This is a genomic window from Tenacibaculum sp. 1_MG-2023 (genome assembly GCF_030547425.1).
Taxonomy (GTDB): domain Bacteria; phylum Bacteroidota; class Bacteroidia; order Flavobacteriales; family Flavobacteriaceae; genus Polaribacter.
This window is the reverse complement of sequence record NZ_JAUORH010000006.1, coordinates 148,336-159,787: the sequence shown is the minus strand read 5'-3', so window position 1 is coordinate 159,787 and position 11,452 is coordinate 148,336. Positions and strand designations below refer to the sequence as shown.

General features: G+C 32.5%; 12 protein-coding genes and 1 pseudogene. 8 read left to right on the top strand and 5 right to left on the bottom strand.

Translation table 11 applies throughout. The features are described 5' to 3' along the window. Positions 1-161 precede the first annotated feature (161 nt). Complete coding sequence (locus tag Q4517_RS06380; RefSeq protein ID WP_099216284.1) at positions 162-338, top strand: CAL67264 family membrane protein; 177 nt, start codon at positions 162-164, stop codon at positions 336-338. 19 nt (positions 339-357) lie between these two features. Then, entirely contained in the window at positions 358-2,049 is a 1,692-nt protein-coding gene (gene ettA / locus Q4517_RS06375; protein WP_303507539.1) for an energy-dependent translational throttle protein EttA, read from the top strand. 433 nt (positions 2,050-2,482) lie between these two features. On the opposite strand, the gene Q4517_RS06370 is transcribed toward ettA, so the two are convergent. The 4 genes from Q4517_RS06370 to argS form a co-directional block, all read right to left on the bottom strand. Then, on the bottom strand, positions 2,483-2,671 hold the full coding sequence (locus tag Q4517_RS06370; protein WP_303507537.1) for a hypothetical protein: 189 nt from the start codon (positions 2,669-2,671) through the stop codon (positions 2,483-2,485). A 94-nt stretch (positions 2,672-2,765) separates the two neighbouring features. Beyond that, on the bottom strand, positions 2,766-3,212 hold the full coding sequence (locus Q4517_RS06365; RefSeq protein WP_303507536.1) for a hypothetical protein: 447 nt from the start codon (positions 3,210-3,212) through the stop codon (positions 2,766-2,768). 63 nt (positions 3,213-3,275) lie between these two features. Beyond that, a complete protein-coding gene (gene lpdA, locus Q4517_RS06360) occupies positions 3,276-4,664 on the bottom strand; it encodes a dihydrolipoyl dehydrogenase (protein ID WP_303507532.1) in 1,389 nt (462 codons plus the stop codon). Between the two features lie 33 nt (positions 4,665-4,697). After that, a complete protein-coding gene (argS, locus tag Q4517_RS06355; RefSeq protein ID WP_303507529.1) occupies positions 4,698-6,470 on the bottom strand; it encodes an arginine--tRNA ligase in 1,773 nt (590 codons plus the stop codon). A gap of 137 nt (positions 6,471-6,607) precedes the next feature. Between argS and Q4517_RS06350 the strand changes: the two genes are divergently transcribed. The 3 genes from Q4517_RS06350 to Q4517_RS06340 are packed head-to-tail and all read left to right on the top strand — an operon-like array spanning position 6,608 to position 8,789. Further along, positions 6,608-7,393: a hypothetical protein gene (locus tag Q4517_RS06350; protein WP_303507527.1), complete on the top strand. Its 786-nt coding sequence runs from the start codon at positions 6,608-6,610 to the stop codon at positions 7,391-7,393. Between the two features lie 5 nt (positions 7,394-7,398). Next, entirely contained in the window at positions 7,399-7,914 is a 516-nt protein-coding gene (locus Q4517_RS06345; RefSeq protein WP_303507525.1) for a YkgJ family cysteine cluster protein, read from the top strand. Between the two features lie 44 nt (positions 7,915-7,958). Further along, positions 7,959-8,789, top strand: a complete 831-nt coding sequence (locus Q4517_RS06340; RefSeq protein WP_303507522.1) for a sterol desaturase family protein — start codon at positions 7,959-7,961, stop codon at positions 8,787-8,789. A 49-nt stretch (positions 8,790-8,838) separates the two neighbouring features. Here the strand turns inward: Q4517_RS06340 and Q4517_RS06335 are convergent, their stop codons facing one another. Beyond that, a complete protein-coding gene (locus Q4517_RS06335; protein ID WP_303507520.1) occupies positions 8,839-9,069 on the bottom strand; it encodes a hypothetical protein in 231 nt (76 codons plus the stop codon). Positions 9,070-9,334: 265 nt separating this feature from the next. Between Q4517_RS06335 and Q4517_RS06330 the strand changes: the two genes are divergently transcribed. The 3 genes and pseudogenes from Q4517_RS06330 to Q4517_RS06320 all read left to right on the top strand — a co-directional run. Next, on the top strand, positions 9,335-9,865 hold the full coding sequence (locus tag Q4517_RS06330) for a hypothetical protein (protein ID WP_303507518.1): 531 nt from the start codon (positions 9,335-9,337) through the stop codon (positions 9,863-9,865). A gap of 66 nt (positions 9,866-9,931) precedes the next feature. Then, positions 9,932-10,711, top strand: coding sequence for a hypothetical protein (locus Q4517_RS06325; RefSeq protein WP_303507517.1), 780 nt, complete (start codon positions 9,932-9,934; stop codon positions 10,709-10,711). Between the two features lie 242 nt (positions 10,712-10,953). Further along, positions 10,954-11,445: pseudogene (locus Q4517_RS06320) on the top strand (IS982 family transposase); the annotation flags it as partial. Positions 11,446-11,452 lie beyond the last annotated feature (7 nt).

Here is an 11,452-nt window from a genome sequence, read left to right as displayed (position 1 = left end):
CAAAAAACCTTTGAAGCTAGCTTCAAAGGTTTAATTAATATTTTATAAAAACTGTCAATCTATTTCAGGACGACTCAGTATTAAGATTAAGAGCATGAATAAGTCTAAATAATTACCGATATTTGTAGCTCACATTTTTTTGAAAAAAGTAAATTATGGCAATGAACAAAAACACTGTCCTAGGCTGGGCAACGCTTATAATGGTATTAATGGGAATTTTACTTATATGTTTAGCAGTATTTAAGTACGATGAAATAGCCGGATATGGTTTTGGTGCTGTTGGTTTAGGTTTTTTTGCTAATGCATGGGTGTTTAACGCCTTAAAAGGAAGAGTTTAATTAAAGAAAATATAGAGAAATGAGCGACGATAAAAAAGTCATTTTTTCAATGAATAAGGTCTCTAAGACCTACCAAAGTACAGGAAAACAAGTTTTAAAAGATATTTATTTAAGTTTCTTTTACGGAGCTAAAATTGGTATTTTAGGTTTAAACGGTTCAGGTAAATCTACCTTATTAAAAATTATAGCAGGAGTAGAAAAAAACTACCAAGGTGACGTTACTTTTTCTCCAGGATATAAAGTAGGCTACTTAGAGCAAGAACCTAATCTAGATGAGAATAAGACAGTGATGGAAGTTGTAAAAGAAGGAGTTGCAGAAACAGTTGCCATCCTTGATGAATACAACAAAATCAATGATATGTTTGGTTTAGAAGAAGTATATTCTGATCCTGATAAGATGGAAAAGCTGATGAATCAACAGGCTGAGTTACAAGATAAAATTGACGCTTCTAACGCATGGGAACTTGATACAAAATTAGAAATAGCCATGGATGCGTTACGTACACCAGACGGAGATAAGAAAATTGGAGTATTATCAGGAGGAGAGCGTCGTCGTGTAGCTTTATGTCGTTTGTTGTTACAAGAACCAGAAATTTTATTATTAGATGAACCTACTAACCATTTAGATGCAGAATCTGTACACTGGTTAGAGCATCATTTAGCACAATATAAAGGAACCGTAATTGCTGTAACGCACGACCGTTACTTCCTAGATAACGTTGCAGGATGGATTTTAGAGTTAGATAGAGGAGAAGGTATTCCATGGAAAGGAAATTATTCATCTTGGTTAGACCAAAAATCACAACGTTTAGCGCAAGAAAGCAAAACAGCATCTAAGCGTCAAAAAACGTTAGAACGAGAGTTAGACTGGGTTCGTCAAGGAGCAAAAGGTCGTCAAACAAAGCAAAAAGCCCGTTTGAAGAACTATGAAAAATTAATGAGCCAAGACCAAAAGCAAACGGAAGAGAAATTAGAAATTTACATTCCTAACGGACCACGTTTAGGAACCAATGTGATTGAAGCTACAGGCGTTTCTAAAGCTTATGAAGATAAATTATTATATGAAAATCTAGAGTTCAATCTTCCGCAAGCAGGAATCGTAGGTATTATTGGTCCAAACGGAGCAGGTAAAACTACTATTTTCAGAATGATAATGGGAGAAGAAACTCCTGATGCAGGAAATTTTAAAGTAGGGGAGACAGCTAAAATTGCCTATGTTGATCAATCACACTCAAATATAGATCCTGAAAAATCTATTTGGGAGAACTTCTCAGAAGGTCAAGATTTAGTGATGATGGGAGGTAAGCAAGTAAACTCTCGAGCTTATTTAAGTCGTTTTAATTTTTCAGGAAGTGAGCAAAATAAAAAGGTAGCAACCTTATCAGGAGGAGAACGTAACCGTTTGCATTTAGCAATGACCTTAAAAGAAGAAGGTAACGTATTGTTATTAGATGAGCCTACGAATGATTTAGATGTGAATACTTTACGAGCTTTAGAAGAAGGTTTGGAGAATTTTGCTGGATGTGCTGTGGTAATTTCGCATGATAGATGGTTTTTAGATCGTGTTTGTACGCATATTTTGGCTTTTGAAGGAGATAGTCAAGTATATTTCTTTGAAGGTTCTTTCTCTGATTATGAAGAAAACAAGAAAAAACGTTTGGGAGGTGATTTAATGCCAAAACGTATTAAATACAAGAAGTTAATCAGATAAATTTATTATCTAATATTTTATAAAAATAAAACTCGAAGTTAGCAGCTTCGAGTTTTTTCTTTTTCTATAACAATTGTCCCCTCAATGCAAAACTGTTTAGTAGATAGTTTTTCATAGTATGATAGTTTATGTTAAAGTTTTCTTAAATACAATTATCATGCCGAAATTATAAACTTTTTTTGTCTTTATTGATTAATCCGTGGCTTTAAAGAGTTTTTACTGTTAATGAGTAGGTTTGTTGTGTGTTTTTCTTAAAATAAACCCTTTAAAGGGTAGAAAGTAATTTCTATTTATTAATAACTTTGTATCAAACAACACCTTTGTATGAGAAAAAGTATTCAATTGATTGTTCTATTTTAGGACGAGACAATTCAAATATAAAAAAGCCTCACCAATATATGGTGAGGTTTATAAGTATTTATATTTTATAAGTTTAGTAGCATCTTTCAAAGTAGCCATCAACACAGCAATATGGAACATCAGTAATACAGTGTACTGGAGAAGGATATTGACTGTTACAGGCTAAACCTTCTCTAGGGCATATACTAGTAATTCCGCCAGTAATAGATTTTTGTTCAGAGGCTTTTAAGACAGACCCCATGTTTGAAATATTTTTTAACATAATCATAAATTTTAAAGTTGATATAAATTTATGTAATAGGTCTCAATTAAACTTAAAAAAAGCCGTAATAAAAGTAAGGGAATTACGTACTTTTTTAACTATGAAAAGCAGCATTATGAACTAGTTTTCCTCCACAACTTTTACATTGTCCTGAATTATCTGAACCAACAGTACAACCGTTAGCACAAGTATAATGATATTGTCCAGCTGCATTTGGCCCAGAAGTGGGTGGTGTTGCAGGTGTTGATATTGGTGAAGTTTTGTTTTGGGTATTATGAAAGCCTTGGTTATGAGCAAGAGGAGTTTTACAAACAGGACAAGAAGTGCCTTGAACACTTGAAGTTCCTCCTTTACACTTTTTAGGACATATATAATGTGCGCCTCCAATAATATTAACAGAATTATTGTTATTATTTGGAAGTTGAGGAGTTGGACGTTCGCTAAAAGGAATTGTTAGTGGATTTACAGGTGCTTTCTTTTCTTCTGTTTTGCAAGAATAAAAACAACATAATAATACGAGTATAGGGAATATTTTTTTCATATTCAAATATAAAAAAACCTCGTCAAAAAAGACGAGGTTTTAACTATATAAAGTTTGTGAATCTTATAAGTGAATTACTTCATCATAAGCATCAGCTACAGCTTCCATAACAGCTTCACTCATAGTTGGGTGTGGATGAATTGCTTTTAATACTTCATGACCAGTAGTTTCTAATTTACGACCTAAAACAGCTTCAGCAATCATATCGGTAACACCAGCACCAATCATATGGCATCCTAACCATTCACCGTACTTAGCATCGAAAATTACTTTTACAAATCCGTCAGGAGTTCCAGCAGCTTTAGCCTTACCAGATGCAGAGAACGGGAATTTACCAACCTTTAATTCGTAACCTTTTTCCTTTGCTTGCTCTTCAGTTAAACCAACAGAAGCAATCTCAGGAGTAGCATAGGTACAACCAGGAATATTTCCATAGTCAATAGCTTCAGTATGTAAGCCCGCGATTTTTTCAACACAGGTAATTCCTTCTGCAGAAGCAACGTGAGCAAGTGCAGGACCAGGAGTTACATCTCCAATTGCATAGTATCCAGGAATGTTCGTTTGGTACCAATCGTTTACTAATATCTTATCTCTATCAGTAATAATACCTACATCTTCTAAACCGATGTTTTCAATATTAGTTTTAATACCAACTGCTGATAATACAATGTCTGCTTCTAAAACTTCTTCTCCTTTTTTAGTTTTAACGGTAGCTTTTACTCCGTCACCAGAAGTATCAACAGATTCTACAGAAGAGCTAGTCATTACTTTTATTCCCGCTTTTTTGAAAGAACGCTCCATTTGTTTAGAAACATCTTTATCTTCTACAGGAACAATTGTTGGCATAAACTCAACAACAGTTACATCAGTTCCCATTGAATTATAGAAATGAGCAAACTCAACTCCAATAGCACCCGAACCTACAACAATCATAGATTTTGGTTGTTTTGGTAAGCTCATTGCTTCACGGTATCCGATAACTTTTTTACCATCTTGTGGTAAGTTTGGTAATTCACGAGAGCGAGCACCTGTAGCGATAATAATATTGTCTGCTGAATACTCAGTAACTTTACCATTTGTATCAGTAACATCTACTTTTTTTCCAGTTTTTACTTTACCAAAACCATCGATGATATCAATTTTGTTTTTCTTCATTAAGAATTGAACACCTTTGCTCATTCCTTCAGCAACACCACGACTACGCTTAATAACTGCTTCAAAATCTTTATCGATTGCTTCTGCCTTTAAACCGTACTCATCAACATGTTTTAAGTAGTCATATACTTGAGCAGATTTTAATAATGCTTTGGTAGGAATACATCCCCAGTTTAAGCAAATTCCACCTAAGTTTTCCTTTTCAACTACAGCGGTTTTAAACCCTAATTGAGAAGCTCTAATAGCTGTTACATAACCTCCGGGACCACTTCCGATTATTAGTACGTCGTATTTCATGTTGTTTACTTTTTACTTGTTGTTTGTTAATTATTACATTCTTTCAGGAACCTGAATTCCTAATAAATTGAATGCTGATTTTATCGTGTCAGCTACTTTTTTAGATAACTGAACTCTAAATACTTTTTTATCTTGATTTTCTTCTCCTAAAATTGATACGTTTTGATAGAATGAGTTAAATTCTTTTACCAAATCATAGGTGTAATTAGCGATTACTGCAGGTGAGTAATTACTAGCTGCTTGCTGAATTACTTCAGGGTACAATTCTAATTGTTTGATCAATTCTTTTTCTTTCTCGTGTAGTTCTACAGAGACAGGAGCAGAGTAATCAAAGTCAGATTTACGTAAAATCGATTGAATCCTTGCAAAGGTATATTGTATGAACGGACCTGTATTTCCTTGGAAATCTACCGATGCTTGTGGATCAAACAAAATTCTCTTTTTTGGGTCTACCTTCAAAATGAAGTACTTTAAAGCTCCTAATCCGATAATTTTATATAATTCCTCTTTTTCTTCGGTTGAATAACCTTCTAATTTTCCTAATTCTTGTGAAATTTCACGAGCAGTGTTCGTCATTTCGTCCATTAAATCGTCAGCGTCAACTACCGTTCCTTCACGAGACTTCATTTTTCCAGAAGGTAAATCAACCATTCCATAACTTAAATGGAATAATTGTTTCGCCCAAGAGTATCCTAATTTTTGTAAGATTAAGAACAATACTTTAAAGTGGTAATCCTGTTCGTTACCTACGGTATATACCATTCCATTTACATCAGGAAAATCTTTTGAACGTTGAATAGCAGTCCCAATATCTTGGGTCATATACACTGCTGTTCCGTCAGAACGTAACACTAGTTTTTCGTCTAGTCCTTCGTCAGTTAAATCACACCAAACAGAACCATCTTCTTTTTTGAAGAAAACACCATTTTTAAGTCCTTCTTCAATAACATCTTTTCCTAATAAATAGGTATTACTTTCGTAATATAATTTGTCAAAGTTAACTCCGATGTTTTCATAAGTAACGTCGAAACCTTTGTATACCCATCCGTTCATCATTTCCCAAAGGGTAACAACTTCTTTATCACCAGCTTCCCATTTACGAAGCATTTCTTGTGCTTCTAAAAATAATGGGGCTTGTTTTTTAGCATCTTCTTCAGAAGTGCCAGAAGCGACTAATTCGCCAATTTCTTTTTTATATTCTTGATCGAATTTTACGTAGTAATTACCAACTAATTTATCTCCTTTTAATCCTGTAGATTCAGGAGTTTCGCCTTCTCCAAATTTTCTCCAAGCCAACATCGACTTACAAATATGGATACCACGATCGTTTATAATTTGTGTTTTATAAACTTTATGTCCCGCTGCTTTTAAAATTTCAGCAACAGAATACCCTAATAATACATTACGAACATGTCCTAAGTGTAAAGGTTTGTTGGTGTTTGGAGAAGAATACTCAACCATTCGAGCATCTGTTTCATCTTCTTTTACAAAACCATACCTTGCATCTGCTGCAATTTCATTAAAAAAGTTTACGTAGAAAGAATCGTTAACTACCAAGTTTAAAAAACCTTTTACAACATTGTAGTTGGTAACTTCGTTGATGTTTTCAACTAAATACTTACCTAAATCTTCACCAATTTGAACCGGATTTCCTTTTTTGTACCGTAGTAAAGGGAAGACAACAACAGTAATGTCACCTTCAAAATCTTTACGGGTTGCTTGAAATTCTACACTAGGAATTTCTACATCATACAAGGCTAAAAATCCTTCTTTTACTTTCGTTTCGATTAACGATTGAATATTCATTGGTTCTTTTTAATTGTCGCACAAAATTACATAATTTATTTGGATGGTATTTAAACTGATTCAAACAATTTTATGGGTACATTTGCGAGGTGTTTAAGGGGGGATAATTGGTTAGTTCTAAAAGAATACTACTGAAAATGATAAATAAAGCTGTAAAAATAATAGTACTGTTTTTTACATTTTTTCTTTTCCAAAACTGTTTGAATAATAAAAGGGAATCTGTTAAAACTGTAGGTGTAAAATCTAATGAATTGAAAAAAGAACAACTTTTAATCTTTCCTAAAGAGGATACTATTTTAGAAAGGAATAATCCTGATTCGTTAGATTTATCAAAACATCAAATATTTATAGATACAACTAGGAGTTCTAAGTTTTACAAGGATTTAATTAATTGGTCAGAGTCTAAATGGGATATTGAGTCAATAAAATCTTCTGTAGAAGAATTAAGTAAAGACTTCAAACCAAAAAACATAGAAATAAGTAATTTTCCTAATCATTTTATTTCTTTGAGGAAGCTTGAAGGTAACTTTATATTATATGATAGATGTGATGGAATTGATCCAAGGTTTGAGATTAGAAAAGGTTTTTTTATTTTCTATGGTCCTTTAGAGTCTCATGCAGATTTGATATCTAAGATAAGAATAAATTCAGAAAAAAGAATAGAGCTAGAACTGAAGACACATAAGACGTTTTCATCTGATGAAAAATCTTTTTTGATAATAGAGAAGATAGATGATTACATATACAAGATGGAATATAAAAGTGAAAATTATAATAGACTTTACTATATTACTACTATAGAAAATATAAGAAAATTTGATTTAGTTGTAAATAATTGTCCATCTATGAAAATGTCAGAGTTTAAGAAGTTTGATGGATATATAAAGAGTGATAGAATAGAAGTAGAAGATTTATTAAATTAGAATTAATGGATAAAGACCTTGAAAACTTACCAAAATTAGCCAAAGACGCTTTACAAGAAAATAAGAAGTATTTTCAACGATTAAAGAAAAGAACACCTAAACGCTTAGACTTATTAATGCAAGAGTTGCATGAGGAAGAATTTGAACGTACGGATTGTTTAGAATGTGCAAACTGTTGTAAAACAACTTCACCGATATTTACCGAAAAAGATGTAGAGCGTATTGCGAAGCATCTAAAAATGAAGGTGATTGATTTTACCAATCAATATTTACAGCGAGATGAAGATAATTTCATGGTCTTACAATCGGCACCGTGTACTTTTTTAGATGAGCGAGATAATACTTGTTTTATTTATGATGTTCGCCCGAAAGCTTGTTCTGAGTATCCACATACCAATCGAAAAAAGTTTATTCAAATAGCGGATTTAACTATTAAAAACACGGAAGTTTGCCCTGCTACGTATAGAATAGTAGAGGAGTTGAAAAAACGTTTACCACAATCGGGAAGTTCTAAAAAATAAGTTGTTATGGATATTTTTTCTATTTTTAGAAAAAATATTACACATTGGAAACCCTTATACATTATTTTGAAACCATTCCTTCCAGTCATAGAAGTAGTATTTTAGTTGGCGGAATTACTTTCTTTTGGTTATTGGAAGGTGCTGTGCCTTTATTTTGTTTTAAGTACAATAAATGGAAACATGCATGGCCTAACTTGTTTTTTACAAGTACTACCATAATTATCAATTTTGCACTGGCTTTTCTTTTACTAAAAACTGCAGATTGGGTACAAGCGAATCATTTTGGATTGATTAATTGGCTTCCTAAAATGCCATTATGGTTGTATGTGTTATTAGGAGTTTTGTTCTTAGATTTCTTTGGAGCATATCTGGCACACTTAGTAGAACACAAAGTAAAACCTTTATGGATGGTGCATTTAGTACACCATTCTGATCATAAGGTAGATACAACTACAGCAAATAGGCATCATCCAATAGAAAGTGTAATCCGTTTTACATTTACATTACTAGGTGTTTTTTTAGTGGGAACACCAATAGGTATAATTATGCTATATCAATCTATGTCGTTAGTGTTTACGCAACTAACACATGCTAACATTAAAATGCCTAAGAAATTAGACAAAGTATTAAGTTACGTTATTGTTTCGCCTGACATGCATAAAGTACACCACCATAACATATTACCTTATACCGATTCCAACTACGGGAATATTTTTTCTATTTGGGATCGATTATTAGGAACGTACATGGAGTTAGATAGAGAAAAAATAGTGTATGGAGTAGATACGTTTCCGGATGAAGAAAAAAATTCAAGTTTAAAGGAGCTACTTAAGCAGCCTTTTCAAGGATACCGTAAACCAACTAATTTAGGGTAATTATAAAGGAATAAAAAAGAAACGAGCCTAGGCTCGTTTCTTTTTTATTCTATCCTGCTTTTATAGGTGTTCCTTGAGAATCTATTACGTTTGGTGTACAAACAATACCATCGCCTGATACATCAATACTTGATTGATAATTGTCGCTTGTTCCAACTGCAGAATCCCAACATAAGTATGGATAAATTTCATTGTTTTCGTTTGTACCTCCTTTAATTTCTTTTTGACTTAAAGTGTTCAACTCTAAAACACCACTTAACTTTAAAATCTTTTTTAACATAGTTTTTATTTTGATTTATAAGTTGGCAAAACTATACGTGAAAGACAAGAGAAAATCTAGGTTTTAGACTGTATTTAGTAAAGAAAAAACACTTTATTTATATAGGAAATAAATTAATGTATTTAGCAACACTAGGAAAGGCAGAGTAAAAGTAGTTTTACCTAAAGGGTGTTTTTCCTGTGTGTAAATAACTGTTAACCTGATGGTTATGTTTTGTTTTTCGTGTATATTTGAGTTTGTAATTAACCCCGAAAACTATTATTTTATGAAACGACTACAAAACTTTGTACTTGTAGGTATCGCTTTTATGATGCTACAAGCATGTCAAAATGAAGACACTGCAAATGAATTATTAAACGACAAAAACTTAGAGGTAAAACAAGCTCGTCTGTACAACCCACCATGGGTATATGTTATGGATTGGCGTTTTAGTAGAGGAACTTGTACTACAGGCCCAGGAGTGTGTTTTAAAAACGATTATGGAGATATACTTGTATATGGAAATGCTAGTTCAGGCTCATCAGAAGAAGTAAAAGAAGCTTTTTTAAAACTTATGGAAGGAAATAATGATGAAGATAATGGAGTGATAGCATTCAGGAATGAAGAAGAGTCAGTGCGATTAGTATTTTCAAGAAGTTTAGAAGAGGAAGGTTTCATTATTTCAGAAGATGTAACTCTAAGAGAAGACGTTGCAGCAAAGTTAGGTAAAACTAATATTGTTTTACAAGCAGGTAAATACGTTGTAGATTATTCACGTTTTAAAAACGGAGAGGTTTTAATACCTGTAAAAAATTAAAAAACTAACTAATCAAACTAATAAACTCTTAGTAAAAGACTAAGAGTTTTAAAAAAATAAGAAAAAATGAAAAAACAAAATTTTTTATGGATAGCAGTGATGTGCTTTACGTTACTTTTTAGCTGCCAAAGCGAAAGTATAATTGAAAATGAATCGAAAAATGAAGAAGCAAAATTAGCTAAAGAAAATGTAGTAACTATTAATCACACTTATGATTATTACGGTAAACAATTCAAGGTGTCTTATGTATATAATGAAGAAAGCGGAGAGGTAGTTAAAGCTGAGGGAGATGTGAATCTTGCTCAAGAAATCTTTGGAGATGAAGAAAGAGCTCCAAAATCATTATTCTTCGATAATCCAGAAGAAGGAAGTACTGATATTAAAGTTAAGGTTTTTGATAATGGAGAAGACTTACAAGAATATGGAGCGAAAGTAGCAGAAGAATTTCCTGGAGATCAAGAAGGAACAGAAGGTAGAGCTGCTAAATGTGATAGCTATGATTTATATGGTACAGGAGACTTCTACTTCTATAAACATGCTTATTATAACTCATATATGAGTGGAATGAGTAGAATGAACCGTTATTATTATAGAGATCATTGGGTAGGAAGCGGTTACAACGACCAATTATCTTCTTTAATTGTAAAAAAACCATGGAATAGAAGAGCTTTGGTGTATTTATACCAACATTCTTGTTATGGAGGAAAAGTAATAGGATTCTATCAAGGAGCAGGGTACACAGGTTTTGGGGTAGCTAATCTTAAATGGTATACTATGTCAGGTTGGTGGTTCTGGAGAAAATCTTGGAACGATCAAGTTTCATCTACTAAAGGATGGGCATGGTAATAGAATAAACTACAATTATTTCGTTGTTTGTAAAATAATAGAAAACCTCAGGAGACTTTTCTTCTGAGGTTTTATAATTGTTTTTGGTTTTTCTGTTTCTCTATTAGCTCCAATATTTTTTACCTCTAGCTTTACAATCTTTACTTTCATGAAACCCGTTGTGCATTATGATTTAAAATAAAAAAGTTATTCATCTTACTGATAACCAGTAAATTGTTTTAACTACAGAAAGTTTCTATGCTCATCCTGATAAGGGGTATTGTGCCTCACAAGGTTCAAATTATTATGGCTATAAACTACACGCTGTATGTTCTGTAAGTGGTGTTTTTCAAAGTATAGATTTGAGCCCTGCATCTGTTCACGATGTAAATTACCTTAAAGACATTAAAACACAAATTAACGATTGTACTTTAATTGGAGATAGAGGCTATTTGTTTGCAGAAATTCAACTCAATTTATTTGAAACTTACAACATAAAACTAAATACTCCTATGAGGAGCAATCAATTGAATTACAAAATGCAACCATATATCTTTAGAAAATCAAGAAAAAGAATAGAAACATTATTTTCTCAACTCTGTGATCAGTTTATGATAAGACGTAATTACGCCAAATTTTTTCAAGGGTTTAAGACGAGAATACTATCTAAAATAGCTGCCCTAACAACAATTCAATACATCAATAAATTTGTTTTTGATAGAAATATTAACAATATTAAAATTAGCATTATCTAAAATGCAC

Coding starts and splice junctions, on each gene's coding strand:
- Q4517_RS06380 (WP_099216284.1), top strand. CDS start 162: ATGAACAAAAACACTGTCCTAGGCTGGGCAACGCTTATAATGGTATTA.
- ettA (WP_303507539.1), top strand. CDS start 358: ATGAGCGACGATAAAAAAGTCATTTTTTCAATGAATAAGGTCTCTAAG.
- Q4517_RS06370 (WP_303507537.1), bottom strand. CDS start 2,671: ATGTTAAAAAATATTTCAAACATGGGGTCTGTCTTAAAAGCCTCTGAA.
- Q4517_RS06365 (WP_303507536.1), bottom strand. CDS start 3,212: ATGAAAAAAATATTCCCTATACTCGTATTATTATGTTGTTTTTATTCT.
- lpdA (WP_303507532.1), bottom strand. CDS start 4,664: ATGAAATACGACGTACTAATAATCGGAAGTGGTCCCGGAGGTTATGTA.
- argS (WP_303507529.1), bottom strand. CDS start 6,470: ATGAATATTCAATCGTTAATCGAAACGAAAGTAAAAGAAGGATTTTTA.
- Q4517_RS06350 (WP_303507527.1), top strand. CDS start 6,608: ATGATAAATAAAGCTGTAAAAATAATAGTACTGTTTTTTACATTTTTT.
- Q4517_RS06345 (WP_303507525.1), top strand. CDS start 7,399: ATGGATAAAGACCTTGAAAACTTACCAAAATTAGCCAAAGACGCTTTA.
- Q4517_RS06335 (WP_303507520.1), bottom strand. CDS start 9,069: ATGTTAAAAAAGATTTTAAAGTTAAGTGGTGTTTTAGAGTTGAACACT.
- Q4517_RS06330 (WP_303507518.1), top strand. CDS start 9,335: ATGAAACGACTACAAAACTTTGTACTTGTAGGTATCGCTTTTATGATG.
- Q4517_RS06325 (WP_303507517.1), top strand. CDS start 9,932: ATGAAAAAACAAAATTTTTTATGGATAGCAGTGATGTGCTTTACGTTA.